Source organism: Streptomyces rimosus (assembly GCF_008704655.1).
Taxonomy (GTDB): domain Bacteria; phylum Actinomycetota; class Actinomycetes; order Streptomycetales; family Streptomycetaceae; genus Streptomyces; species Streptomyces rimosus.
In genome coordinates, this window is record NZ_CP023688.1 from 7,545,791 (window position 1) to 7,571,755 (window position 25,965).

Here is a 25,965-nt window from a genome sequence, read left to right on the forward strand (position 1 = left end):
GGAAGCGCCGCCCGGCTTCGTACGGACGCGCCGCCGGGCTCCGTACGGAAGCGTCGCCCGGCCCCGTACGGGCGGGTGCCGACCGGTCCCGTACGGGCGCGCCGCCCGGCCCCTGCCGGGTGATCAGCCGGCCAGGGCGTCCGCCGTGGCCTGGACGGTGTGCAGCTGGAGCAGCGTCCGCAGGCGGGTGGTGCGCTCCTTCGCCGGGATCTCGGCGACCGCGCGCGGCAGCGCCTGGTCCACGCCCTGCACGACCGACAGATGGCGCTCGGCGCGGCCGAAGGCCGTGTAGACCCAGGCGCGGGTGAGGCCCTTGGCGGCGTCGCCCGGCAGGACCACCACGGCGGCCGGCCAGCGTGTCCCGACCGCCTGGTGGGCGGTGATCGCCCAGCCGTGCCGGACGGTGTCGGCGCCGACCCGTTCGCGCGGCACGACCACGGGGGCACCGGCGCACTCCAGGTGCAGACCGGCCGCGTCGGCGCCGGTGACCGTGCCGGGGACGATGCGGCCGGGGGCGGGGGAGTAGGCGACGCGGTCGCCCGGGTCGAAGCCGCCGAACCGGCCGGGGCCGGGGTTCAGCCGCTCCTTGAGGGCCGCGTTCAGCGCGCGGGTGCCCGCGGCGCCGCCGTGGCCGACGGTGATGACCTGGGTCTGCTCGGCGGGGATGCCGATCGCGCGGGGCACCGAGTCGGCGACGAGCTGCACCGTACGGTGCACCGCCTCGCCCGGGTCGCGGGCCGGGACGATCACCACCTCCTTGCCGGGCGCCTCGACCTGGTTCAGCTCGCCGATGCCGATGCCGGAGACCAGCTCGCCGACCGGGCCGAAGTCGGGGGTGCGGGAGGCGACCTGGGGGCAGCAGCGGGCGGCGAGCACATCGGCGAAGAGCCGTCCTGGACCCGCCGACCACAGCATGCCCGGGTCACCGCTGAGGACCAGCCGGGTGCCGTCGGTCAGCGACTCGACGAGCATCGCGGCGGTCTCCAGGTCGAGCTGGGGCGCGTCCAGCACGACCAGGACGTCGAGCGCGAGGGCGCCGTCCGCGTCCCGGCCGGGCCCTTCACGGCCGGCCAGCAGCCCGGAGAGCGTGACGGCGGCCTTGGCGGCGTCCTCGGGGGCGCCCGGCGCCGCGGCCAGGTCCGCGAACGCCTCGGTGGCCTCGGCGACCTGCTGGGACAACCGGGCGCGGCCGTCGGCCGTGTGGGTGGCGCCGCAGGCGCGCAGACCGAGGGCGCGGGCCGCGGCGATCAGCGCGGCGGGCTCGGCGCGGGCGGCCTCGGCGCCGGTGTGCGCGACCAGGCCGCTGCGGGCCGCGGCGCGGATCAGTTCGGCGGCGGAGGGGGAGGGGGCGGCCGTCGCGGCGGCCTCCCACTGGGCCGGGCTCGGCTGCCGGACGGGCCGTACGGGGGACTCGGCGTCCGGCTCGGGCGCGCCGGCGTCGGGCCGGTCACCGCCGTCCCCGCCGTCTTCGTCGTCCCCGGCGTCGCCCTCGTCGTCTGCGGACTTTTCGTCGCTTTCAGGGGCGACGCCGTCCGCGTCGGAAGGCTCCTCGAAGGTGTTGAGCAGCCGGGCCAGGCCGTCCGCGACGCTCTCCTCGGCCATGGCGAACCGGTCGAGTCCGAGCAGGACGCGGACCGGCTGCTCCTCGTCCTCGTCGTCCGCCGCCGGACGCGCCCCGGGCGTCTCGATGGCGTCCTGGAAGACCAGCACGGCGCCCTCGGCGATGGCCGTCTGCAGCGCCTCGTCCGGGTCCGGTACGGAGCGCTGGGCGAGCGCGGCGCGCAGCGCGGACGCTTCCAGCGCGGAGTGCCCGGCCAGGGCCGCCTGCTCCAGCAGCCAGCCGACCAGGGCCTGCGCGCGCCGCTCGTCGTCCGGTCCGCAGGCCGGGCCGAGCAGCGCCCGCGCGAAGCCGTCGGCCTGCTCGGGGCGCACGCCCGGTACGGAGAGCAGCTGCCAGGGGTCCTCGCGCAGCGCCTCCGCCGCGCGCTCGCCGAGCGTTTCGGCGGTCTTCCCGGCCAGCGCCTCGGGGGCGCCGCCCGCCGTCAGCACCTGCCGTACGCCGTCGAGCCCGGGGGCCAGGTCGGCCGTCGTGGCCGGGTGGGGGGCGGCGTGCTCAGCGGGGGCGGGGCGGTTCGGGCCGTCGCCGTTGGGGGTCGGGTGGGTGTGGGCTTGGGGACTGTTCTGGAGGCTGCCGGGAGCGCCGCTCCGTGTATCGCTCGGGCCGGGCCGGTCCGCAGCCGCGGTCTCCGGCGCCGGGCCCGCCGACCCGCCCTGACCGGCACGCTCCGGGGACCCGGCCGCCGGAGCCGGAACGCCGCCGTTCTTACGGCCCCCCGCTGCCGCACCCGTACTGCCCGCCCGAGGAGAGCGCGCGGTGAAGAACGAGTCCGCCGACCGCTCACCGCTCTCCACGGCTCGCACCGCTGCCGCCAGCGCCGCGGCGGTCGGCACACCACCCTGCCCGGCGGCACCGGCCCCACCGGCAACACCCGCGCCGCCCGAACCGGCCGCACCGGGTGCCCCAGGAGCATCCACCCCGGAAGCATCCGCCCCAGGAGCCCCCTGCCCCTCCGCCCCGGAAGTGCCCGCCTCGGCGGTCTCCCCCTCGGTGGTCTCCGGGCCGGGCGCGGTGGGCTCGGGCGCGGCCTCGTCGGAGAGGCGGTCGGTACTCACAGCGTGCTCCAGTCGTGGTCGGGGTAGTGGTGCACCGGGGCCGAGATGTCGTCCAGGGCCCGGCAGATCTCGTCAGGAAGACTAAGGGTCTCCACTGACAATGCCGCTCTGAGCTGCTGCGCCGTGCGTGCGCCGACGACCGGCGCGGCGACTCCGGGGCGGTCGCGCACCCACGCGAGAGCCACTTGCAGCGCGGTGACGGCGAGGCCGTCGGCGGCCGTGGTGACCGCTTCGACGATCCGGCTCGCGGTGTCGTCCAGATACGGGGCGACGAACGGCGCGAGCTGTTCCGAGGCGCCGCGGGAGTCGGCGGGGGTGGCGTGCCGGTACTTGCCGGTGAGCACCCCGCGCCCCAGCGGCGACGAGGGCAGCAGGCCGACGCCCAGGTCACGCGCCGCGGGCAGCAGTTCCCGCTCGATGCCGCGCTGGAGCAGGGAGTACTCCATCTGGGTGCCGGCCAGGCGCGTCCGTATGGTCGGTGCGGACAGCTGCCAGGTCGCGGCCTTGGCCAGCTGCCAGCCGGAGAAGTTCGAGACGCCCACGTAGCGCGCGCGGCCGGTGGCCACCGCGATGTCGAGCGCCTGAAGGGTCTCCTCCAGCGGGGTGTGCGGGTCGAAGGCGTGCAGCTGCCACAGGTCGACGTAGTCGGTGCCGAGACGTTCCAGCGAGGCGTCGAGCGCGTCCAGCAGGTGGCGGCGGGAGCCGTCGACGCGGCGGTCGGCGGCCAGGACGCTGCCCGCCTTCGTCGCGATCACCAGGTCCCGGCGTGGCACCAGCTGCTCGCAGAGGCGGCCGAGGAGGTACTCGGCGCCGCCGTCCGCGTACACGTCCGCCGTGTCCACGAGGGTGCCGCCGGCCTCCCAGAACGCCTTGAGCTGTTCGGCGGCGTCGTGCTCGTCGGTGTCCCGGGCCCAGGTCAGTGTGCCGAGGCCGAGACGGGACACGCGCAGGCCCGTACGGCCGAGGTGCCTTTGCTCCATGAACCTTGAGATTACTGGCCCGTCGGCCGGGCCAGGGGACCCTGTGGACAACCGTCGGCCGGTGCGCCGCCGGCCTGTGGACAACCCGGCGGCCCGCCCCGGCACCGCGCCGTCCGGCACCGGCCGGTGACGCCCGGCGCCACCCCGCGCTAGAGTCCCCGGAACACCGACGTTACTGATCAGTAAGGGGAGCGCGATGAAGCTCGGGATCAACCTCGGCTACTGGGGCGCCGGGATGGACGCGGACAATCTGGCCGTGGCGCAGGAGGCGGACCGGCTCGGCTACGCGGTCTGCTGGGCCGCCGAGGCGTACGGCTCCGACGCGCCCACCGTGCTCTCCTGGGTCGCCGCCCAGACCGAGCGCATCGACGTCGGCTCGGCGATCTTCCAGATCCCGGCGCGTACGCCCGCGATGACCGCGATGACCGCCGCCACCCTCGACTCCCTGTCCGGCGGCCGCTTCCGGCTGGGCCTGGGCGTCTCCGGACCGCAGGTCTCCGAGGGCTGGTACGGCGTGAAATTCGACAAGCCGCTGGCCCGGACCCGCGAGTACGTGGAGATCGTCCGCAAGGCGATGACGCGTGAGCGGCTGTCCTACGAGGGGCAGCACTGGACGCTGCCGCTGCCCGGCGGCCCCGGCAAGCCGCTGAAGCTGACCGTGCACCCGCAGCGCACCCACATCCCGCTGTACATCGCCGCGATCGGCCCCAAGAACCTCACCCAGACCGGCGAGATCGCCGACGGCGCGCTGTTGATCTTCCCCTCCGCCGACCATCTGGAGGAGACGGCCATCGCGCACATCCGGGAGGGCCGCGAGAAGGCCGGCAAGACGCTGGAGGGCTTCGACGTCTGCCCGACGCTGCCGCTGGCCGTCGGCGCGGACAAGGACGTCAGCGCGCTCGCCGACACCTTCCGCCCGTACACCGCGCTCTACGTGGGCGGCATGGGCAGCCGCAAGCAGAACTTCTACAACCAGCTCGCGCGGCGCATGGGCTACGAGAAGGAGGCGACCGAGATCCAGGACAAGTACCTGGCCGGTGACAAGGAGGGCGCGGCGGCGGCGATCCCGCACCGGCTGATCGACCAGACCACGCTGCTGGGCTCCGTCGAGCGCATCGCGGACCGGATGCAGGCGTACGCGGCGGCCGGGGTGACCACGCTGACGCTCGCGCCCGCGGGCTTCACGCTGGAGGAGCGGATCGCCTCGCTGCGGGCGGGCTCCGAGGCCCTGGAGCGCGCGGGGCTGGCGTAGGCCTTCGGCTGCGGCCGTGGTGGGGGCTCGGGGGTCTTCCCCGCCACGGCCGTCACCCGGCACAACGCCGGTACGGCCCGCGTGGTTACGCGGCGGCGCCCCGTACCGCCGCCGCTCCGCCTTCCGGCCGCCCCGCCGGTCACCCGAATGCACGAGATGGCCGACGCATCGGTTGCCACCTCCTACGTACCGCTCTTTACTCTTCTTTTGCGGATGTGGCGTACCGGAGGTGCCCGATGCTCTCGGCGCGAAGCGTGTTCCAGGAGATTCTCGACCACGACGAGTCCTACCGGCTCTTCTGCTCCATCGCGGCCAGTGGCGAGGCACAGGGCGGCTGGGAGAACGGCCGGATCGCCGCGTTGGTCCCCGAGTCCCTGCGCGCCCTGGCCCCCAAGATAGCCCGGCACGGCGCCGACGAGGACAAGCACGGCCGCCTGTTCAACGCCCTGCTGCGCAAGCGCGGCCTGGACCCGGTGCCGGTCCCCGAGGCCACCGACTACACCGCCCTCCTGGAGCGCCGGGGCATCGGTCTGGCCCATGACAAGCTGCGCCGCGACGAGCCGCTCACCGAGCGGGACATCGTCGTCTATCTCGCGCACAGCCGGGTCACCGAGCAGCGCGCCGCCGAGCAGATGGACCTGCTGAAGAGGTACTTCGGCGAGCACCCGCAGATCGGCCGGGCGATCCGGATGATCGCGCAGGACGAGGAGAACCACCTCGCCTACTGCCACGAGGAACTGCTGCGCCTGGCGGAGCAGGGCCACGGCCCGGTGATCCGGCGCACGCTGCGGGACTGCGCGCGCGTCGAGATCGAGGTCCACCGGGACGTGAGCCTGGCGGTGATGGCCCACATGGGCCGCATCCTGGGCTGGTCGCGGGCCAGATCCGCGGTCCTCGCCGCCGGTATCCGCGCGGTGTACGCCTACGAGCGGCTCGGCGGCCGGCGCAGGATGGTCACGCTGCGGCTCCCGGAGCGGCGCGACGCGCTGGGCGGTCCGGCCACCTCGGCGCCGGAGTTCGTCTGAGGCGTACGGGGCGCGTGACCCGGGCGGCGGCGGTCCCTACGCCCGCGTGCGCGCCGTCTCTCACAGCCAGCCGCGGCGTTTGAACGTCCGGTACAGCAGCAGCTCGATGATCACCATGAGCAGCAGGATGCCGTAGTAGCCCCAGGACCACTTCAGTTCCGGCATGTGCTCGAAGTTCATGCCGTACACACCGGCGATCAGCGTCGGTACGGCCGCCAGCGCCGCCCAGGCGGAGATCTTGCGCATGTCGTCGTTCTGGCGCACGCCCATCTGCGCCAGATGGGCGCTGAGGATGTCCGACAGCAGCCGGTCCAGGCCCTCGACGGACTCGTTGGCGCGGGTGAGGTGGTCGCCGACGTCCCGGAAGAATGGGCGGGCCTCGTCGTGCACGAAGGGCACCCCCGGGTTCTGCAGGCGCAGCATCGGCTCCACCAACGGGTTGGTGGCCCGCCGGAACCCCAGCACCTCGCGCTTGAACGCGTAGATCGCCGCCGCCGTGTTGTTGCTGTCCCCGCCGCGGGACGGGGCGAACACCTCGGCCTCCAACTCCTCCAGGTCCACCTGGAGTTCCGCGGCCACCTCGATGTAGTGGTCGACCACGGCGTCGCCGACCGCGTACAGCACCGCGGTGGGGCCGTGCCGCAGGACGTCCGGCTCGTGCTCCAGGCGGCGGCGCACCGCGGCGAGCGGGCTGGCCTCGCCGTGCCGGACGGTGACCACGAAGGAGTCCCCGAGGAAGATCATCAGCTCGCTGGCGGAGATGGAGCCCGCCGCGTCGTCGTACGTGATCGGCTTGAGCACCATGAACAGCGAGTCGTCGTACACCTCCAGCTTCGGCCGCTGGTGCGCCTTGAGGGCGTCCTCCACGGCGAGCGGGTGCAGCCCGAACTCGCTGCTGACCCGCTCGAACTCCTCCTCGGTGGGCTCGTGCAGCCCGAGCCACAGGAAGGAGTGCCCTTCGGCGCGCGCCGCTTCGAGGGCGTCGGAGAAGTCCTCCGGCCCTTCGGTGCGGCGGCCGTCCTGGTAGATGGCGCAGTCGACGATCACACTGGGCATTGTCACTCGCGTTCCCGGACCATGCCAGGAGCGCAGGGCAGGGCGGGGCGCGCGGGGCGTACGGGTACGGACCCGAACCGCCTTCGACGGCTTGCTGTACGGACTCTACGGACCTCCGTCCGGTGCTGCGCCGCCAAGAACGTAGGCTGGCTGCCATGCCCACGCTGATCCTGGTACGGCACGGCCGCTCCACCGCCAACACGTCCGGCCTGCTCGCCGGGCGGACGCCCGGGGTGGCCCTCGACGAGCGCGGCGCCGCTCAGGCAGCGGCGCTTCCCGGCCGCCTGGCGGACCTGCCGCTCGCCGCCGCCGTGAGCAGCCCGCTGCAACGCTGCCTGGAGACCCTGCGGCCCCTGCTCGACGCCCGCCCCGGCCTGCCGCTGCACACCGAGGACCGCATCACCGAATGCGACTACGGCGACTGGTCGGGCCGCAAGCTGGCCGAGCTGAACGACGAGCCGCTGATGGAGGTCGTCCAGCAGCACCCGTCCGCGGCCGCCTTCCCCGGCGGGGAGTCGATGCGCGGCATGCAGGCGCGCGCCGTGGACGCGGTCCGCGACTGGAACGCCCGGATCGAGGCCGCGCACGGCCCCGAGGCCGTCTACGCGATGTGCTCGCACGGCGACATCATCAAGTCGCTGGTCGCCGACGCCCTCGGGCTGCACTTCGACCTGTTCCAGCGGATCTCGGTCGAACCCTGTTCGCTGACCGCGATCCGCTACACGCGGCTGCGCCCGTATGTCGTACGCCTCGGCGACACCGGTGACTTCGGCACACTGGCACCGAGGGAGGACGGCAGCTCGGCGGCGGACGACCGGGACGCGGCCGTCGGCGGCGGCGCGGGCGGACCGTGATCAGCGGGCGCAGTAGGGTGGTGCGACGACGCTGCCGGCCACACCTTCCGCGCACCGCATCCGCATGCATCACCCACAGGAACCGCAGCGACCACTACCCCGCAGTCGAGCAAACGGAGCAGGACGTTGTCCCGTCAGGTGTTCTTCTACGACGCGCCGGACCGCTTCGTGGCCGGTACGGTCGGGCTGCCTGGCCGCCGTAGCTTCTTCCTCCAGGCGTCGGCCGCCGGCCGCACCACCAGTGTCGCCCTGGAGAAGACCCAGGTCGCCGCGCTCGCCGAGCGCATCGACGAGCTGCTGGACGAGGTGGTGCGCCGCAGCGGCGGCAACGCCCCCGTCCCCGCGGTCGCCCCCGCCGAACCGGCCGACACCGCGCCGCTGGAGTCGCCGGTGGAGGAGGAGTTCCGGGTCGGCACCATGGCGCTGGCCTGGGACGGCGACGAACAGCGCATGATCATCGAGGCCCAGGCGCTGGTCGAGCTGGACGCCGACACGGACGAGGACCTGGCCGAGGCCGAGGAACGGCTGCTCCAGGACGACGAGAACGGCCCGCCGATGCTGCGGGTCCGCCTCACCGGTGCGATGGCCCGCTCGTTCGCCAAGCGGGCCCTGGAGGTCGTCAACGCGGGCCGCCCGCCGTGCCCGCTGTGCAGCCTGCCGCTCGACCCGGAAGGACATGTGTGCCCGCGCCAGAACGGGTACCGGCGGGACGCGTGATGCCGGGAGAGAAAACGGTGGCGGCCGACGGCACCGGGGCGGCCGACCGGCTGGCGGACCGCCGGACGGGTGAGAGCCGGGACGGCGGGACGCGCGGCGGAGCCGACGGCGGCATATCCGGCGGGGCCGCAGCCGGGCGCCCCGTACGGCTGTCCGCCGACGCGCTGGCCCGCGGCGAGCTGACCGTACGCGGACAGGTCCGGGAGGCGTCCAACGCCGTCCTGTACTGCACGATCACCTACGAGGGCGCCACCGGCCCTTGCGTCTACAAGCCCGTCGCCGGTGAGCGCCCGCTGTGGGACTTCCCCGACGGCACGCTCGCCCAGCGCGAGGTCGCCGCCTACGAGCTGTCCCGGGCCACCGGCTGGGACCTGATCCCCACCACGGTGCTGCGCGACGGCCCGTACGGCCAGGGCATGGTCCAGGAGTGGATCGAGGCCGCGCCGGAGGACGCCGGGCTGCTGGCGCTGGTCGAGCGGGACGAGCCGGGGCCTGGCTGGAAACCGGTGGGTTTCGCCGAGGTCGGCGAAGGACGTACCGCGCTTCTGGTACACGCCGACGACGAGCGGCTGCGCCGGCTCGCCGTCCTGGACGCCGTGATCAACAACGGCGACCGCAAGGGCGGCCACCTGCTGCCCGCCGCCGACGGCCGGCTCTACGCCATCGACCACGGCGTGACCTTCAACGCCGACGACAAGCTGCGCACGCTGCTGTGGGGCTGGGCGGGCGAGCCGCTGACCGAGGAGGCCCGTACGGTGCTGGAGCGGCTCGCCACGGCGCTGGCCGAGGGCGCCCCGCTCGCCACCCGACTGGCCGCGCTGATCACCGGCGCCGAGCTGGCGGCGCTGCGCGCACGCGTCGCGGACCTGCTGCGCACCGGGGTGCATCCGCGGCCCGGCGGCGACTGGCCGCCGATTCCCTGGCCACCGGTCTGATCGGCGGCCGGGGTCCCTTTTGGGCGCACTGCACACTTGGCCACCCGGCACAAGAGTCCGCATTCGGCCAAGATCCGTGATCCGGTTCGTATGCGGAACGTGCGTCCGGTTACGCTCAAGGCATGCATGCATGGCCCGCTTCTGAGGTCCCCGCCCTGCCCGGTCAGGGCCGCGACCTGAGGATCCACGACACCGCGACCGGCGGACGGGTGACCCTCGACCCCGGTCCCGTCGCCCGTATCTATGTCTGCGGCATCACGCCGTACGACGCCACCCACATGGGGCACGCGGCGACCTACAACGCGTTCGACCTGGTCCAGCGCGTGTGGCTCGACACGAAGCGCCAGGTGCACTACGTGCAGAACGTCACCGACGTCGACGACCCCCTCCTGGAGCGGGCGCTGGCCACCGGCGACGACTGGACCGCGCTGGCGGAGCGCGAGACCGCCCTGTTCCGCGAGGACATGACCGCCCTGCGGATGCTCCCGCCGCGCGAGTACGTCGGCGCCGTCGAGGCCATACCGTGGATCGTCCCGATGGTCGAACGGCTGCGCGACAACGGTGCCGCCTATGAGCTCGAAGGCGACATCTACTTCTCCGTCGAGGCCGACCGGCACTTCGGCGAGGTCTCCCGTCTCGACGCCGAGGCGATGCGGGTGCTGTCCGCCGAGCGCGGCGGCGACCCGGAGCGCCCCGGCAAGAAGAACCCGCTCGACCCGATGCTGTGGATGGCCGCCCGCGAGGGCGAGCCCAGCTGGGACGGCGGCTCGCTGGGCCGCGGCCGGCCGGGCTGGCACATCGAGTGTGTCGCCATCGCCCTGCGGTACCTCGGCATGGGCTTCGACGTGCAGGGCGGCGGCTCCGACCTCGCCTTCCCGCACCACGAGATGGGCGCCTCGCACGCCCAGGCGCTGACCGGCGAGCACCCCTTCGCCCAGGCATATGTGCACGCCGGCATGGTCGCCCTGAACGGCGAGAAGATGTCCAAGTCCAAGGGCAATCTCGTCTTCGTCTCCAAGGTGCGCCGCGACGGCACCGACCCGGCGGCCATCCGCCTGGCCCTGCTCGCGCACCACTACCGGGCCGACTGGGAGTGGACCGACGCGGTCCTGGAAGAGGCCGTGGAGCGGCTGGCGCGCTGGCGTGCCGCGGTCTCCCGCCCGGACGGCCCGCCCGCCGAGGCGCTGCTGGAGGAGATCCGTACGGCGCTCGCCGACGACCTGGACTCGCCGGCCGCGCTCGCCGCGGTCGACCGCTGGGCCGCCGCGCAGCAGGCGGACGGCGGCAGCGACGAGGGCGCGCCCGGCCTGGTCTCGCGCGCGGTGGACGCGCTGCTCGGCGTCGCGCTGTAGCCGTACGGCGGGCTTCCCACCCCTCGGGGCGTTCCCTCTCGTGAGGGAGCGCCCCGATTCGCTTGTGAAGACCGGCCGTTGTGGCGGGCGGCGGGCAGCGGAGTGTGCTGGGCTGGCGTCACAGGACCCTCGCAGGAAGGACGTGCACCATGCACCGTTCCCTGTCCCGCCGAAGACTCCTCGCCACCGGTACGGCCCTGGGCGCCGGAGCCGCCCTGGCACCGCTCGGCCCCCTCGCCCCGCCCGCGCACGCGGCCGGCGACCGGCCCACCACCTTCTCCCTGCCCGACGGATTCCGGCCCGAGGGCATCGCCATCGGCCGCGGCCCGTACGCGTACTTCGGCTCCATCGGCGACGGCTCGGTCTACCGCGCCGACCTGACCACCGGCCGGGGACGGCTGATCACCGGCAGCCTCGGTACGGACCGGCAGTCCGTCGGCCTCAAGCTCGACGCCCGGGGGCGGCTGTTCATCGCGGGCGGCCTGGGCAGGGTGCGCGTCGTGGACGCGCGCAGCGGCGCCGTCCTGGCCTCCTACGAGGTCGGCGGCGGCGTGCCGACACTCGTCAACGACGTCGTTCTCACCCCGGACGCCGCCTACTTCACCGACTCCTTCCAGGCCCGGCTGTTCGTGCTGCCCCTCGGCCGGCACGGCGAGCTGCCCGGCCCCGACGGCATCCGCACCCTCCCGCTGACCGGGGAGTGGGTCCAGAGCTCCTTCACGGCTAACGGCATCGAACGCACCCCGGACGGTGCCGCGCTGCTCGTCGTCAACGTCGTGGCCGGGGCGCTCTTCCGCGTCGATCCGCGCACCGGGGACGCCCGCAAGGTGCCGCACACCGGCCCGCCGCTCGTGAACGGGGACGGACTGCTGCTCCTGGGGCGTCAGTTGTACGTGGTGCAGCAGTTCCAGAACGCCGTGGACGTGCTGTGCCTGAACGGCAGCGGCACCCGAGGCCGGGCCGTCGCCCGGATCACCGACCCGCGCTTCGACATCCCGACCACCGCCGCCGTCTGCGGCGACCGCATCTACCTGCCCAACGCCCGCCTGAACGTCGACCCGCCGCTGCCGACCACGACGTACACCGTGGTCGCGGTGGAGCGCGTATGACCCGCCGCATCCGAGGACACGCGGCCGGGCCGCACTCCCTGACCCGCCGGAAACTGCTCGCCACCGGCGCCGCCCTGGGAGCGGGCACGGCACTCGGCTCCGCCGCGCCCGCCGCGGCCCGCGCCCGTACGGCCGCCGGGCCCGGCCGTACGGTCTTCCGGCTGCCCGACGGTTTCCGGCCGGGCTGCGTCGGCGACGGCCGGTTCAACCTCCTCTACTTCGGCTCGCTCCACGACGGTTCGGTCCACCGGATCGACCCGGCCACCGGGGAGGGCACCCCCGTCCACCAGGGCACCGGCGGCCCGGCGGTCGCCCTCCAGGTCAACTGGCAGACCTCCCTGTTCATCGCGGGCGGCGTGAGCGGCGAACTGCGTGTGATCGAGGGAAGTACGGGCGCGGTGCGCGGCATCTATCCGCTCGGCGGCACGGGGGCGTACGCGAGCGACCTGATCGGGCTCGGCGCCGGGCATTACGTGACCGACGCCGCCCGGCCCTGTGTCCACCTGTTGCCGTACGGCCCTTTCGGCTCCCTCCCGCCCCCGCCCGGCGGCATCGTCACCTTGCCGCTGACGGGGGAGTGGGTGCAGGGCGACGGGCCCACGGCGACCGGCATCACCTACGCGGACGACGGCGGCCTGATCGTCCTCAACTCCGCGGCCGGTGCCCTGTACCGGGTCGACCCGAAGACCGGGGACGCCGTACACGTCCCCCACCACGGCCCGTCGCTGTGCGGCGCCGACGGACTGCGCACCCTGGGCGGCCGCCTCTACGTCGTCCGGCCGGAGCGGAACGCGGTGGACGTGCTGCGCCTCGACCCGGCCACCGGCAGCACGACCGTCGGCCGCCTCACCGACCCGGACCTCGACGTGCCGGGCAAGCCGGCGGTGGACTGGTCGCGTACGCAACTGTGCGTCCCCAACACCCGCCGGGGGACGCCGCCGACCCCCACCACCTCGTACACCGCGCTCTCCCTGCCGGTGGGGGGTCAGAACGGCCCCGGCCCCGCAGGGGGAACGATGCCGGCCTCGTGAGCCACCACCGCGGCGGCCATGTCCCGGGCGATCCGGGCCCGCTCCCAGCCCGTCCGGGCCCGCCGCCGGAACCGGCCCGCCAACCAGACGGACAGCGTGGCGACCAGCGTGGCGGCCACCACGGTCGGCACAGCGAAACCGCCGGTCGTCGCCGCGTCCCCTGCCCCCGTTCACGAGCGGAGCCGGCCGGTCCGGTCCCCGGCGCCGGACCGGCCGCTCCTGTCGGTACGGATCTCAGCTTTCTGCCGGTGCGAAGGCGGCACGCACGACGCGGGCGGCGACCGGATTCATCGTCTCGCCCTTGGCGTCCACCGCGTTGACGGAGTACACCAGCGTCCGCGACAGGTCCCGGGTGGCCGCGATGAGCGTGTTGTAGCCCGGCCGGGCGCCGCTCTTGCCCCAGATGACCCGCCCGTGACCGAGGTCGTAGCGCTGGAGGCCCGCGCTCATAGTGGCCCCCTCGACGTCCGGCAGCGTGAACATCTCCCGCTCCAGCAACGGTTGCGGCACGATCTTCCCCCGGAACAGCGCGACCAGGAACTTCTCCAGGTCGGCGGTGGTGGAGATCATGTCGCCCACCGCCCAGCGGTCCGACATGTTCCATTCCGTCGCGTCCACCACCGCTCCGCTCGTCAGCCGCTGGTAGCCCCGGTGGTGCGGGCCGTGGATCCGCGGGTCGGGCCCGCCGGGGAACGAGGTGTGCGTCATGCCGGCCGGCCGGAAGACCCGGATCTTCGCCTGATGCTCGTACGTGTCGTGGGTGGCCCTTTCGATCAGCATGCCGAGCACGGTGTAATCGATGTTGCCGTAACGCTGCTTCCTGCCCGGCCCCTCACCGGGCCCGCGGTAGGGACCCTTGGCGACGGACGCCGCGACCACGTCCCGCGGGGTGAGGGTGCGGAAACGGTTCTCGTATCCCTCGGCGTTCTCCGGGCCCAGTGAAGCCCCCGGCTGGAGCCCGCTGGTGAAGGTGAGCAACTGCCGTACGGTGATGGGCTCGAAGTCCGCCGACAGCAGGCCGGGGAGGTAGTGCTGGACGGTGCCGTCCAGGTCGATCCGCTTCTCCGCCGCGAGCTGGAGGACGAGGGCCGAGGTGACCACCTTGGTGGTCGAGCCCGCGCGGAACCGCGCATTGTCCAGGGGCCCGCGGCCGGTGGACAGGTCGCGCACCCCGGCGCTCCCGTGCCAGCTGCCGCGTCCGCCGACCCGTACCAGTGCGGCGGTCGTATTCCGGTCCGGCAGCCCGCCGAGCGCCTGCCGGAGCGCCGCGGCGTTCGGGCCGTCGGGCCGCTGGGAAACCGCCGGGTGCGCCCCGGCCGGTGCGGGGGCCGCGGCCGCCGGGCACACGGCGGCCCCGGTGACGAGTGCGGCGATCAAGGCGGCGGTGGCGACGCGGGTACGCAAGGGGACTCCAGGGGTGGACGAGCCACGGCTCGTTCGTACGAAGACGAAGAGCAGCTTTCCGGACCCGCGCCCGGGAGGGATCGCCGGTGAGGAGGAGCATGCGCCCGCACCGCCTTAGGGGACGACCCGGAGCCGCCCCGGGGGCCGCCCCTGGTGGGGTCAGCCCTCGGAGCCGTCCGCCGGGCCCTCCTTCGGGCTGTCCGTCGGGCTGTCCTGCGGGTCCTCGGCGTCCGGCTTGCGGGAGTCCGGGCCGCCGCCTGCCGAGTCCGGGCCCTTGGGGTCCGCCTGGCCGCCCGGCTCGCGGCCCGGGTCCTTGGACTCCTTCGGCTCCTTCGGAGCGGGCTTCGGCGGGCGGGTGCGGCCGCTGGCCGTGTCGCGCAGGTACGAGCCGTCCCGGCCGTCGGCGACGCCGCCCTCGGTGGCCAGGCCGGGGCCGGCCTGCGGGTCCCGGCGGCGCAGATAGCGCTCGAACTCGCGGGCGATGGCCTCGCCGGACGCCTCCGGCAGGTCGGCGGTGTCCCGCGCCTCCTCCAGCGACTGGACGTACTCGGCGACCTCGCTGTCCTCGGCCGCCAGCTGGTCCACGCCCAGCTGCCAGGCGCGCGCGTCCTCGCTCAGCTCGCCCAGCGGGATGCGCAGGTCGAGCAGGTCCTCCAGGCGGTTCAGGAGCGCCAGGGTGGCCTTCGGGTTCGGCGGCTGGGAGACGTAGTGCGGAACCGCCGCCCACAGGCTGACGGCCGGGACACCCGCGTGGGTGCACGCCTCCTGGAGGATGCCGACGATGCCCGTCGGGCCCTCGTACCGGGTCTCCTCCAGGTCCAGCCGGCGCGCCAGGTCCGGGTCGGAGGTGACGCCGCTGACCGGCACCGGCCGGGTGTGCGGGGTGTCGCCGAGCAGCGCGCCCAGCACCACCAGCATCTCCACGCCCAACTCGTGCGCGAAGCCCAGGATCTCGTTGCAGAACGAGCGCCAGCGCATGCTGGGCTCGATGCCCCGCACCAGCACCAGGTCGCGCGGCTTGCCCTTGCCGTTCGCGTCGGCGATCCGGACCACGGAGAGCCGGGTCGTGGGCCATGTGATCTTGCGGACGCCGCCGTCCAGCCAGACGGTCGGGCGGTTGACCTGGAAGTCGTAGTAGTCCTCCGCGTCCAGCGCGGCGAACACCTCGCCCTTCCATTCCCGGTCCAGATGCGCGACCGCGGCGGAGGCGGCGTCGCCGGCGTCGTTCCAGCCCTCGAACGCGGCCACCATGACCGGGTCGATCAGCTCGGGAACCCCCTCGAGCTCGATCACCCAGCGCCTCCTTCCGACCGGCGCCGCCTCCTCGGGGCGGCCACCGGCAGCAGTTCCTTTGCGTGCGCCCCCAGCCTACGGCGTCCGTGGTACCCCCACGCAGCCCCTGTGCACGAACGAGTGTGCATACATCCGACGTGTTCGGATTGCGTCCGGCCCCGCCCCCGTACCGGCCCCGCGCCCGGCCCGACACCGCCCGGCGTCCGAAAACCGACACCGGTCCGTACCGTCCGCACGCCCCCTGGACGCTGCCGCGGCGCGGCGCTATACATCGGGGGTCCGGGAAAGGTCCGATGTTCCTCCGCGCCCGTCCCTGGAGGCGTACGCATGGCCGTCACCGACACCGTCACGGGGGTGGAGGTCCACGACGTCCGCTTTCCCACCTCCCGGGAGCTCACCGGCTCGGACGCGATGAACCCGGACCCGGACTACTCCGCCGCCTACGTCGTGCTGCGCACCGCGGCGGGCGGCCGGGGCCACGGCCTGTGCTTCACCATCGGCCGTGGCAACGACGTCGTCTGCGCCGCGGTCCGCGCCCTCGCCCCGTACGTGACCGGCCGTCCCGCCCCCGCCACCGCCGCCGATCTGGCCGCCCTGCACCGCGACCTGACGCACGACTCGCAGCTGCGCTGGCTCGGCCCCGAGAAGGGCGTGGCGCACATGGCGGCCGGGGCGCTGGTCAACGCCGCCTGGGACCTGGCCGCCACCGGCGCCGGCCTGCCGGTCTGGGCGTTCCTGGCCGCCATGTCCCCCGAGGACCTGGTCTCCCTCGTCGACTTCCGCTACCTGTCCGACGCGCTGACCCCGGACGACGCGCTGGCGATCCTGCGCGCCGCGGAACCGGGCCGCGCCGCCCGCGCCGCCCGCCTGAAGGCCGAGGGCTACCCCGCCTACACCACCTCGCCCGGCTGGCTCGGCCACGACGACGCCACCCTCGTCCGGCTGGCCCGGCAGGCGGTGGCCGACGGCTTCCGGCAGATCAAGCTCAAGGTGGGCGCCGACCTGGACGACGATCTGCGGCGGCTGCGCCTGGCGCGCGAGACCGTCGGGCCCGGCGTGCGGATCGCGGTCGACGCCAACCAGCGCTGGGACGTGGCGGACGCGGTCCGGTGGATGACCGAGCTCGCACCGTACGAGCCGTACTGGATCGAGGAGCCGACCAGCCCCGACGACGTCCTCGGGCACGCCGCCGTGCGCTCCGGCCAGCCGGTCAGGGTCGCCACCGGCGAACACGCCGCCAACCGCGTGGTGTTCAAGCAGCTGCTCCAGGCGGGCGCGGTGGACTTCGTGCAGATCGACGCGGCCCGGGTGGCGGGCGTGAACGAGAACGTGGCGATCCTGCTGCTGGCCGCCAAGTACGGCGTGCCGGTGTGCCCGCACGCGGGCGGCGTCGGGCTGTGCGAGCTGGTGCAGCATCTGGCGATGTTCGACTACGTGGCGGTGTCCGGCACCCGGCGGGACCGGGTGATCGAGTACGTCGACCACCTCCACGAGCACTTCACCGACCCGGCCGTCGTCACCGGCGGCCGCTACCGCGCGCCCACCGCCCCGGGCTTCTCCGCCCGTATGAAGCCGCTGTCGGTCGCCGCGTACCGCTTCCCGGACGGGCCGGTGTGGCGGGCGGGGCCGGACGGCGATCCGGACCTGGACCCCGGCCTGGACCCGGAACCGGACCCGACGGGTGGTCAGGAGGTCCCGGAATGAGCACCGCTTTGGAGGGGCGCGATTTCGCGGGCATGGCGGCGCTCGTCACCGGCGGCGCCTCCGGCATCGGCGCCGCCACCGCCGCCCTGCTGCTGCGCCGTGGCGCCCGGGTCGCCGTACTGGACCGCGACCCGGCCGGGGCGCCGCCGGGCACCGTGCCCGTGACGGCCGACGTGACCGACGCGGACGCCGTAGGGACCGCGGTCGCCACCGCCGTGGACGCGCTCGGCGGGCTGGACGTCCTCGTGGGCAACGCGGGCATCGGCGCCGTCGGCACGGTCGAGGACAACGCCGACGCGGAGTGGCGGCACGTCCTGGACGTCAACGTCCTGGGGCTGGTGCGCACCGCGCGGGCCGCCCTGCCGCACCTGCGGCGCAGCGCCGCCGACCGCCCCGGCCGCGCCTCGATCACCCACACCTGCTCCATCGCCGCCACCGCCGGGCTGCCGCAACGCGCCCTCTACAGCGCCAGCAAGGGCGCCGTGCTCTCCCTCACCCTCGCCATGGCCGCCGACCACGTCCGCGAGGGCATCCGCGTCAACTGCGTCAACCCCGGCACGGCCGACACCCCGTGGGTGGGGCGGCTGCTGGACCGGGCGCCGGACCCGGCGGCCGAGCGGGCCGCGCTCAACGCCCGGCAGCCGACCGGCCGGATGGTCACCGCCGACGAGGTCGCCGCCGCCATCGCCCACCTGGCGTCCCCGGCCGCCTCCGGCATCACCGGCACCGCGCTCGCGGTCGACGGCGGCATGCAGGGACTGCGGCTGCGCCCCGTCACCTGAGTCACGGCGGGGCCATCGCGGACCGTACGGGACGGGCGGCGCAGCACAGCCGTACACCTCGACCTAGGACGGGACGGGACCATGAGACTGCGTACGACCGGCGCGGCGGCGTGCGCCCTGCTGCTCGCCGCGGCGCTCACCGGCTGCAACCGCGGCAGTGACGCCCGCGGGAAGATCGGCATCGACCTGCCGCGGGCCGACACCGACTTCTGGAGCTCCTACCAGGACCACATGGAAAAGGAGCTGGCTGCGACCCGGACCAGGGCGCTGCCGCTGTCCAACTCGCAGAACGACGTGGCCAAGGTCGTCTCCAACGTGCAGGCGCTCACCGCCCAGGGCGCCGGAGCGGTGGTGATCGCCCCGCAGGACACCGGCGCGATCACCGCCGAGCTGCGCCGGCTCGCGGACCGGAAGATCCCCGTGATCAGCGTGGACACCCGGCCCGACGCCGGCCCGGTCACCATGGTCGTACGGGCCGACAACCGCGCGTTCGGCGAGAAGTCCTGCGACTACCTGGGCCGCGAACTGGGCGGCCGTGGGCGGGTCGCGGAGCTTCAGGGCGACCTCAGCTCCGTCAACGGCCGGGACAGATCCGAGGCGTTCGCCGCCTGCATGCGGCGGAAGTACCCCGGGATCACCGTGCACGAACTGCCCACCGACTGGAAGGGCGAGGTCGCCTCCGCCAAACTCCAGAGCCTGCTGGGCCGGTACCCGGACACCGACGGCATCTACATGCAGGCGGGCGGCGCGTTCCTCCGGCCCGTCCTGGCCCTCCTCGAACAGCGGGGCCTGCTCAAGCCGGCCGGCACCGCCGGGCACATCACGGTCGTCTCCAACGACGGCATCCCCGAGGAACTCGCCGCCATCCGCGCCGGGACGATCGACGCCACGCTGTCCCAGCCGGCCGACCTGTACGCGAAGTACGCGCTCCACTACGCCCGCGCGGCGCTCGCGGGCCGCACGTTCACGCCCGGCCCGACGGACCACGGTTCGAAGATCGTGAAGATTCCGAACGGGCTGGAGGACCAGCTGCCGGCCCCGCTCGTCACCCGGGCCAACGTGGACGATCCGCGACTGTGGGCCAACCGGCCCGCGGGGGAGTAGAGGTGGCGACCGTGGGGGACGACACGGACGAGGGCAGGGCGGGCCCACCCGCCGTACAGGCCGAGGGCATCGTCAAGCGCTACGGGCCGACCGTGGCCCTGGACGGCGCCGGGCTGACCGTACGGCGCGGCGAAGCGCACGCCCTCGTCGGCCGCAACGGCGCCGGCAAGTCCACCCTGGTGTCCGTACTGACCGGCCTGACCCGGCCGGACGCCGGACGGGTCGCCTTCGACGGCGCACCGGCACCCCGCTGGGGCGACGCCGCCGCCTGGCGGCACCGGGTCGCCTGCGTCCACCAGAAACCGATGACGGTCCCCGAACTGACCGTCGCGGAGAACCTCCACCTGAACCGGTTCCCGGGCGGACGGGTGATCCGGTGGCGGGCCCTGCGCGCGCGGGCCGCGGCCCTGCTGGCCGAGTACGGCGTCGACATCGACCCCGCGGCCCGGATCAAGGACCTCGGCGTCGAGCAGCGGCAGTGCGTCGAGATCGCCCGCGCGCTGTCCGGCGGTGCCCGGCTGATCATCCTGGACGAGCCCACCGCCCGGCTCGACGCGGGCGGCATCGCCCGCCTCTTCGCCAAGCTGCGCGCCCTGCGCGCGACCGGTGCCGCGTTCCTGTTCATCTCGCACCATCTGCACGAGGTGTACGACCTGTGCGACACCGTCACCGTCCTGCGCGACGCCCGCCCGGTGCTGACCGCGCCGGTGGCCGGGCTCGCCGAGGACGACCTCGTGGCGGCGATGACGGGGGAGCGGGCGGCCCGCTCCGGCCCGGGAAGCGCCGCCCGGCGGCCCGCGGGCGACGTGGTGCTGCGCACCGAACGGCTGGCGCTGCGCGGGGCGTTCGCGCCGCTGGACCTGACCGTACGGGCGGGCGAGGTGGTGGGCCTGGCCGGGGCGGCGGCCGGCGGGAACACCGCCGTCGGCGAGACGCTGGCCGGCGTACGCGCTCCGGACGGCGGGCGGATCGAGGTGCGCGGGCGGCCCGTACGGACCGGCAGCGTGCGGCACGCGATCGAGGCGGGCATCGGCTACGTACCGGAGGACCGGCACCGCGACGGGCTGGTCCCCGGCCGCAGCGTCGCCGAGAACGCCACGCTGGCCGTCACCGACCGGCTCGGCCCGCTGGGCACGGTCCTGCCCTCCCGTACCCGCGCGTTCGCCCGGCGCATGATCACCGCCCTGGACATCCGCACCACCGGCCCCGGCCAGCCGGTCTCCGGGCTCTCCGGCGGCAACCAGCAGAAGGTCGTCGTCGCCCGGGCCCTGGCCCGCGAGCCCGCGGTGCTGATCGCGGTCCGGCCCACCAACGGGGTGGACGTGAAGTCCAAGGACGCGCTGCTGGGCGTCGTACGGGAGGTGGCGGCAGCCGGCAGCGGCGTCCTCCTCGTCTCCGACGAACCGGACGACCTGCGGATCTGCGACCGGGTCCTGGCGATGTCCCACGGCCGGGTGGTCGCCCGGTTCGGGCGGTGGTGGCGGGAGGGGGAGTTGGTGGGGGCGATGGAGGGGGTGGTGGGGGAGGAGGGCTCGGAGGGGCCGGGCGTGATCAGCCCGTACGGTACGGACGGTCCTCCCGGCACTCCCGAGCCACGCGGTGCCCCCAACCCTCCTGACACTCCCGGCACCCCGGATCCCCACGGCTCCCAAGGAGGCGACCCGCCATGACCGACACCGCACGGCAGCAGGCGCCCGGCCTGGCGGACGCGCCGGCGCGCAACCGGGCGCGTCCCGCGCTCGCCCGCTGGCGCGATGTGTCCCTGGTGCCGGTGATCCTCGTCCTCGGCGTCACCGGCTTCATCGTCTCGCCCGCCTTCCTGACCCGGGACAACCTGGTCGGCGTCGTGCAGCAGTCCACCGAACTCGGCCTGCTGGTGCTCGGCGAGGCGCTGATCCTGATCAGCGGGCGGATGGACCTGTCGCTGGAGTCCACCATCGGCCTGGCGCCGGTGCTGGCCCTGTGGCTGGTGATGCCCGCGCACGGCGGGCGGTTCGCCGGGCTGGAACTGCTGCCGCAGTGGACGGCCGTACCGCTGTGCCTGGCCGTGGGCGCCGCGGTCGGCGCGGCCAACGGGTTCCTGATGCTCAAGCTGCGCGTCAACGGCTTCATCGCCACCCTCGGCATGCTGACCATGCTGCGCGGCCTGCAACTCGGCATCTCCGGGGGCCGGTCGATCGGCGATGTGCCGGAGTCCTTCGCCTACCTGGGCCGCACCGCCTGGCTCGGCGTCCCGGCCGCCGTCTGGATCTGCCTGGCGCTGTTCGCGCTCGGCGGCGCGGCCCTCGGGTATCTGCGGCACGGCCGGGCGCTGTACGCGATCGGCGGCAACCCGGAGGCCGCCCGTACGGCCGGTATCCGGGTGGACCGGATCACCTGGGCCGTGCTCGCCGTCGGCGGTCTGCTGGCCGCCTTCGCGGGCATCCTCTACACCGGCCACTACGGCGCCGTCTCCGCGAGCCAGGGCAACGGCTGGATCTTCCAGGTCTTCGCCGCCGCCGTCATCGGCGGCATCAGCCTCAAGGGCGGCCGCGGCACGCTCTTCGGCGCGCTCACCGGGGTCCTGACCCTCCAGCTGGTCATCAACGTCATGACGCTGGGCGGGGTGCCGCCGCTGTGGACCCAGTTCCTCAACGGCCTGATCATCATCGTCGCGCTGGTCATCTCCCGGTTCGCGGGCGGCGAGCAGCAGGACTGAGCAGGAGGACGCGGTGCCGTACATACCGCGCGGGGCACGGCGGCTGGGCCGTACGCGCGTGACCGTGCCGCCCCTCGGCCTGGGCTGCGCGCCCCTCGGCAACCTGTACCGGCCGCTTCCCGAGGACCGCGCCCGGCAGACCGTGCACGCCGCCTTCGACACCGGCGCCCGCCACTTCGACACCGCGCCGCACTACGGACTCGGCCTGTCCGAAGAACGGCTGGGGCGGGCGCTGGCCGGGCGCGACCGCGCCGCGTACACGCTGTCCACCAAGGTCGGACGGCGGCTGCGGGCCCTCGCGCCCGGCGAGACGGTGGACGGCCAGGGCTACACCGCGACCCCGGCGCGCGCCCGCGTGTGGGACCTGTCCCGCGACGGCATCCGCCGCACGCTCGCCGCGTCCCTGGAGCGCCTGGGCGTGTCCGCCGTGGACATCGTCTACCTGCACGACGTCGAGGAGCACATCCCCGAGGTGTACGGGACCGGCTTCGCCGCCCTTGCCGAACTGCGCGCGGAAGGCGTGGTGGGCGCCATCGGCTTCGGGCTGAACCGCAGCGACGCGGCGGCCCGGTACGTCGCCGACCTCGACGTGGACGTGGTGCTGTGCGCCGGGCGCTGGACCCTGCTCGACCGCGGCGCCTTCGACGACCTGCTGCCGGTCTGCGCCCGTCGCGGTACGTCGGTCGTCGTCGGCGGCGTCTACAACTCCGGGCTGCTGGCCGACCCGTCGCCCGGCGCCCCGTACGACTACGCGCCGGCGCCCGCCCCGCTGGTGGAACGGGCGCGACGGCTCGCGTCCGTGTGCGCGGAGTTCGGCGTGCCGCTCAAGGCCGCCGCGCTGCGCTTCCCGTTCGGCCACCCGGCCGTGGCCGGGGTCCTGGCGGGCGCCGCGTCGCCGGAGGAGGCCCGGGAGAACGCCGAACTGTTCACGTACGACATCCCGGACGCCCTGTGGCACGCCCTCACCGACCGCGGGCTCCTCGACCCCGACCTGCCGCTTCCCACCGCCGACCCGGGGGCCCGCCCGTGACCGGCCGTATCGACGCCCACCACCACCTCTGGGACCTGTCCCGGCGCCCGCAGCCGTGGATGGACGGCGCCTGGGCCGACCCGATCCGCCGTACGTACACCCTCGACGACCTGGCGCCGCACCTCGCCGCGCACGGCATCCACGGCACCGTCCTCGTCCAGTCCTCGGCCTCCCGTGCCGAAACCGCCGAACTGCTCGCGGTCGCGGCCCGCTCGCCCGTCGTCCGCGGCGTCGTCGGCTGGGCCGACCTGACCGACCCCGGACTGCCCGGCGTCCTGGACACGATGCCGCCGCTCCTGGTGGGCCTGCGCCACCAGGTCCAGGACGAACCCGACCCGCACTGGCTCGCCCGCCCCGCCGTACGGCGCGGCCTGGCCGCCGTCGCGGACGCCGGTCTCGTCTACGACCTCCTGGTCACCCCGCGCGAACTGCCCGCCGCGCTCGCCGCCGCCCGCGCGCTCCCCGCCCTCACGTTCGTTCTCGACCACGCCGCCAAACCCGCCATCGCGGCCCGCGCCTGGCAGCCGTGGGCCGACGGCCTGGCCGCCCTCGCCCGCCTCCCCAACACCGTCTGCAAACTCTCCGGCCTGGTCACCGAGGCCGACTGGCCGACCTGGCGCCCCGCCGACATCCACCCGTACGCCCGCCACGCCCTGGACACCTTCGGCCCCCACCGCACCCTCTTCGGCTCCGACTGGCCGGTCTGCACCCTGGCCGCCCCCTACGAGACCGTCGTCACCCTGACCGAAACGGCCACCGCCCATCTCACGCCGGATGAGCGGGCGGCGGTGTTCGGGGGGAATGCGGTGGGGGTTTATGGGGTGTAGGGGTCGCGGGAAAGGGGTCGCGGGCCGCTCGCAAGGGTGGTCGAATCCGGTCATGAGTCTTTCGGTCGATGTCTTCGTGATCGGGCCGGACGGGACGCGGGAACTGCTCGACGTGCCGCCGGACGCCTCGGACCTCGCGGGTTTCGAGAGCTGGCGCCGGACGGTGTGGGGCGCACCGGCCGTCCGCTCGCTAGGTGCCCGCTTCCTGCCGCGGCTGGCGGATGGGGACTGTGTGGTGCAGCCGCACGAGGTGGCGGAGTTCGCCGCGGAGTGCGCGCTGCTCCGGGAGCATCAGGAGCGCGTCGTCCGGGCCGTGCTGGAGGCGGACGACGGTGAGCGGCCGAAGACGTACGAGGAACTGCTCCATCTGTTCGGGCGGCGGCTGGACAACATCATCGACGCGGCCCGCCGCGCCCGTGAGGCGGGCGGCGGGGTGATCGTCTGGTGACGCGCGTCCGGCCCGTACGCCCGTGATTCCCCGTCCGGTTTCCGCCAGCGGCGCCGACCGCCGGCCACGAGTATCGAGTTGTGCCGCCGAGGGCGACACATCACAGGAACTCAGTACATAGCGCGACAAGCGCAGGCAACACGGAGGGGCGGACATGACTACCGCGCAGCTCGACGGCAAGGTGGCGCTGGTGACCGGTGGGAGCCGGGGGATCGGGGAGGCCGTTGCGGTGCGGCTCGCCGAGGACGGGGCCGATGTGGCGTTCACGTACCGCAGTGAGGAGGCGCGGGCGGCGCTCGTGGCGGAGCGCATCGAGAAGCTGGGCCGGCGGGCCTGGGCGGTGCGGGCCGACAGCGCGGACACCGCGGCGGTACGGGCGTCCGTGGACGGCACCGTGGAGCGCTTCGGGCGGCTGGACATCCTCGTCAACAACGCCGGGCTCGGCGTCCTCGGGCCCATCGAGGGGATCTCCGAGGAGGACGTGGACCGCGTCCTGGCCGTCAACGTCCGCGCGCCCTTCATCGCGGCGCAGGCCGCCGCCGGACGGATGACCGAGGGCGGGCGCATCATCAGCATCGGCAGCTGCATGGCCGAACGCGTCGCCTTCCCCGGTGGCTCGCTGTACGCCACGAGCAAGGCCGCGCTCACCGGCCTGACCAGGACCCTCGCCAGGGAACTGGGCCCGCGCGGCATCACCGCCAACCTGGTCCATCCGGGCCCGATCGACACCGACATGAACCCGGCCGACGGCGAGAGCGCGCCGATGCAGGCCCAGTTGACGTCGCTCGGGTCCTACGGGCGGCCGGCGGACATCGCCGCGACCGTGGCGCACCTCGCGGGCGAGGGCGGCCGGTATGTGACGGGCGCGTCGATCGCGGTGGACGGCGGGTTCGCCGTCTGACGTAAGGGGAGGGGCGCGGCCGGCGCCCCTCCTCACAGCGTCGAGCGCAGCCACTGCTCCACGCTGGCGATGTGCACCGTCGCCCAGGCCCGCGCCGCCTCCGCGTCCCGGTCGCGGAGGGCACCGAGGATCGCCCGGTGCTCGGTGAGGGTGCGGCTCACCGCGTCCTTCTGTGTCAGGCCGCGCCAGACGCGGGCCCGGGTCGTCGGCCCGGACAGGCCGTCGAGCAGGGAGCACAGCACCGTGTTGCCGGCCGCGGCCACGATCCGGCGGTGGAACTCCAGGTCGCGGGCGACCAGCTCTTCCACCGCGGGGTGCGGGCCGAGCGCGTCCAACTGGCGCGCCAGTTCGTCCAGTTCGGCCGCGGTGATCCGGCCGGCGGCCATCGCGGTGGCGGCCGGTTCCAGGATGCGGCGTACGGCCAGGAACTCCAGGACCGTGTCGTCGCGGTGGAAGTCCACCACGAAACTCAGCGCTTCCAGGAGGAGCTTCGGGTCCAGGCTGGTGACGTAGGTGCCGTCGCCCTGCCGTACGTCCAGGATGCGGATCAGCGACAGGGCGCGCACCGCCTCGCGCAGCGAGTTGCGGGACAGCCCCAGGTCGGCGGCGAGTTCGCTCTCCTTGGGCAGCCGGTCGCCGGGCCGCAGCGCGCCGGAGACGATCATCGACTTGATCTTCTCTATGGCCTCGTCCGTGACCGCCATGCCCGGCCTCCCCGCTCGCGCCCGCCCGCCGGATCCCCGCAGACATCCGATGTCTGCGCCATTATGGCCACGCAACCCCGGGGCGG

General features: G+C 74.3%; 23 protein-coding genes. 17 read left to right on the top strand and 6 right to left on the bottom strand.

What is annotated here, in order from left to right; all coding sequences use genetic code 11:
- Positions 1 to 123: 123 nt before the first annotated feature.
- Positions 124 to 2,673 carry a helix-hairpin-helix domain-containing protein gene (locus CP984_RS32995; protein WP_043978947.1) on the bottom strand — a complete coding sequence of 850 codons (2,550 nt, stop codon included), beginning with the start codon at positions 2,671 to 2,673 and terminating at the stop codon, positions 124 to 126.
- Positions 2,670 to 3,653 (bottom strand): aldo/keto reductase, encoded by a 984-nt coding sequence (locus CP984_RS33000; RefSeq protein WP_003986310.1) that lies wholly within the window; start codon positions 3,651 to 3,653, stop codon positions 2,670 to 2,672. The genes CP984_RS32995 and CP984_RS33000 overlap by 4 nt, the downstream gene beginning before the upstream one ends.
- Before the next feature lie 196 nt (positions 3,654 to 3,849).
- On the opposite strand from CP984_RS33000, the gene CP984_RS33005 reads away from it, so the two are divergent.
- On the top strand, positions 3,850 to 4,905 hold the full coding sequence (locus CP984_RS33005) for an LLM class F420-dependent oxidoreductase (RefSeq protein WP_003986309.1): 1,056 nt from the start codon (positions 3,850 to 3,852) through the stop codon (positions 4,903 to 4,905).
- A 236-nt stretch (positions 4,906 to 5,141) separates the two neighbouring features.
- The gene (locus CP984_RS33010; protein ID WP_003986308.1) at positions 5,142 to 5,930 is read left to right on the top strand and encodes a hypothetical protein; all 789 of its coding nucleotides are present in this window, start codon (positions 5,142 to 5,144) and stop codon (positions 5,928 to 5,930) included.
- Positions 5,931 to 5,990: 60 nt separating this feature from the next.
- Here the strand turns inward: CP984_RS33010 and corA are convergent, their stop codons facing one another.
- Positions 5,991 to 6,986 carry a magnesium/cobalt transporter CorA gene (gene corA, locus CP984_RS33015; RefSeq protein WP_003986307.1) on the bottom strand — a complete coding sequence of 332 codons (996 nt, stop codon included), beginning with the start codon at positions 6,984 to 6,986 and terminating at the stop codon, positions 5,991 to 5,993.
- A 155-nt stretch (positions 6,987 to 7,141) separates the two neighbouring features.
- Here corA and CP984_RS33020 point away from each other — a divergent pair, with 155 nt between their 5' ends.
- The 6 genes from CP984_RS33020 (at position 7,142) to CP984_RS33045 (ending at position 12,984) form a co-directional block, all read left to right on the top strand.
- On the top strand, positions 7,142 to 7,840 hold the full coding sequence (locus CP984_RS33020) for a histidine phosphatase family protein (protein WP_003986306.1): 699 nt from the start codon (positions 7,142 to 7,144) through the stop codon (positions 7,838 to 7,840).
- A gap of 126 nt (positions 7,841 to 7,966) precedes the next feature.
- On the top strand, positions 7,967 to 8,557 hold the full coding sequence (locus CP984_RS33025) for a DUF3090 domain-containing protein (RefSeq protein WP_003986305.1): 591 nt from the start codon (positions 7,967 to 7,969) through the stop codon (positions 8,555 to 8,557).
- Positions 8,557 to 9,492, top strand: coding sequence for an SCO1664 family protein (locus tag CP984_RS33030; protein WP_078575429.1), 936 nt, complete (start codon positions 8,557 to 8,559; stop codon positions 9,490 to 9,492). The genes CP984_RS33025 and CP984_RS33030 overlap by 1 nt, the downstream gene beginning before the upstream one ends.
- 122 nt (positions 9,493 to 9,614) lie before the next feature.
- Positions 9,615 to 10,844 carry a cysteine--1-D-myo-inosityl 2-amino-2-deoxy-alpha-D-glucopyranoside ligase gene (gene mshC, locus CP984_RS33035; protein ID WP_003986299.1) on the top strand — a complete coding sequence of 410 codons (1,230 nt, stop codon included), beginning with the start codon at positions 9,615 to 9,617 and terminating at the stop codon, positions 10,842 to 10,844.
- A 149-nt stretch (positions 10,845 to 10,993) separates the two neighbouring features.
- The gene (locus CP984_RS33040) at positions 10,994 to 11,953 is read left to right on the top strand and encodes an SMP-30/gluconolactonase/LRE family protein (RefSeq protein WP_003986298.1); all 960 of its coding nucleotides are present in this window, start codon (positions 10,994 to 10,996) and stop codon (positions 11,951 to 11,953) included.
- The gene (locus CP984_RS33045) at positions 11,950 to 12,984 is read left to right on the top strand and encodes an NHL repeat-containing protein (protein WP_003986297.1); all 1,035 of its coding nucleotides are present in this window, start codon (positions 11,950 to 11,952) and stop codon (positions 12,982 to 12,984) included. Before CP984_RS33040 ends, CP984_RS33045 begins: the two co-directional genes overlap by 4 nt.
- 234 nt (positions 12,985 to 13,218) lie before the next feature.
- Here CP984_RS33045 and CP984_RS33050 read toward each other — a convergent pair whose 3' ends face one another.
- Positions 13,219 to 14,388, bottom strand: a complete 1,170-nt coding sequence (locus CP984_RS33050) for a serine hydrolase domain-containing protein (protein ID WP_030184479.1) — start codon at positions 14,386 to 14,388, stop codon at positions 13,219 to 13,221.
- A gap of 159 nt (positions 14,389 to 14,547) precedes the next feature.
- Positions 14,548 to 15,681, bottom strand: a complete 1,134-nt coding sequence (locus CP984_RS33055) for a PAC2 family protein (protein WP_003981572.1) — start codon at positions 15,679 to 15,681, stop codon at positions 14,548 to 14,550.
- Between the two features lie 327 nt (positions 15,682 to 16,008).
- Between CP984_RS33055 and CP984_RS33060 the strand changes: the two genes are divergently transcribed.
- The 9 genes from CP984_RS33060 to CP984_RS33100 all read left to right on the top strand — a co-directional run bounded on the left by CP984_RS33060 (position 16,009) and on the right by CP984_RS33100 (position 25,175).
- Positions 16,009 to 17,385, top strand: coding sequence for an enolase C-terminal domain-like protein (locus tag CP984_RS33060; protein ID WP_003981573.1), 1,377 nt, complete (start codon positions 16,009 to 16,011; stop codon positions 17,383 to 17,385).
- Complete coding sequence (locus CP984_RS33065; RefSeq protein ID WP_003981574.1) at positions 17,382 to 18,167, top strand: SDR family NAD(P)-dependent oxidoreductase; 786 nt, start codon at positions 17,382 to 17,384, stop codon at positions 18,165 to 18,167. The genes CP984_RS33060 and CP984_RS33065 overlap by 4 nt, the downstream gene beginning before the upstream one ends.
- Before the next feature lie 81 nt (positions 18,168 to 18,248).
- The gene (locus CP984_RS33070; RefSeq protein ID WP_003981575.1) at positions 18,249 to 19,271 is read left to right on the top strand and encodes a sugar ABC transporter substrate-binding protein; all 1,023 of its coding nucleotides are present in this window, start codon (positions 18,249 to 18,251) and stop codon (positions 19,269 to 19,271) included.
- A gap of 11 nt (positions 19,272 to 19,282) precedes the next feature.
- Entirely contained in the window at positions 19,283 to 20,941 is a 1,659-nt protein-coding gene (locus CP984_RS33075) for a sugar ABC transporter ATP-binding protein (RefSeq protein ID WP_106968204.1), read from the top strand.
- Positions 20,938 to 21,969: an ABC transporter permease gene (locus CP984_RS33080; RefSeq protein ID WP_003981577.1), complete on the top strand. Its 1,032-nt coding sequence runs from the start codon at positions 20,938 to 20,940 to the stop codon at positions 21,967 to 21,969. Before CP984_RS33075 ends, CP984_RS33080 begins: the two co-directional genes overlap by 4 nt.
- A 13-nt stretch (positions 21,970 to 21,982) precedes the next feature.
- Positions 21,983 to 22,999: an aldo/keto reductase gene (locus tag CP984_RS33085; RefSeq protein WP_003981578.1), complete on the top strand. Its 1,017-nt coding sequence runs from the start codon at positions 21,983 to 21,985 to the stop codon at positions 22,997 to 22,999.
- Complete coding sequence (locus tag CP984_RS33090) at positions 22,996 to 23,826, top strand: amidohydrolase family protein (RefSeq protein WP_003981579.1); 831 nt, start codon at positions 22,996 to 22,998, stop codon at positions 23,824 to 23,826. The genes CP984_RS33085 and CP984_RS33090 overlap by 4 nt, the downstream gene beginning before the upstream one ends.
- Positions 23,827 to 23,878: 52 nt before the next feature.
- The gene (locus tag CP984_RS33095) at positions 23,879 to 24,274 is read left to right on the top strand and encodes a hypothetical protein (RefSeq protein ID WP_003981580.1); all 396 of its coding nucleotides are present in this window, start codon (positions 23,879 to 23,881) and stop codon (positions 24,272 to 24,274) included.
- A gap of 154 nt (positions 24,275 to 24,428) precedes the next feature.
- Complete coding sequence (locus CP984_RS33100) at positions 24,429 to 25,175, top strand: SDR family NAD(P)-dependent oxidoreductase (RefSeq protein WP_003981581.1); 747 nt, start codon at positions 24,429 to 24,431, stop codon at positions 25,173 to 25,175.
- A gap of 32 nt (positions 25,176 to 25,207) precedes the next feature.
- On the opposite strand, the gene CP984_RS33105 is transcribed toward CP984_RS33100, so the two are convergent.
- Positions 25,208 to 25,879 (bottom strand): FadR/GntR family transcriptional regulator, encoded by a 672-nt coding sequence (locus CP984_RS33105; protein ID WP_003981582.1) that lies wholly within the window; start codon positions 25,877 to 25,879, stop codon positions 25,208 to 25,210.
- Positions 25,880 to 25,965: the final 86 nt, after the last annotated feature.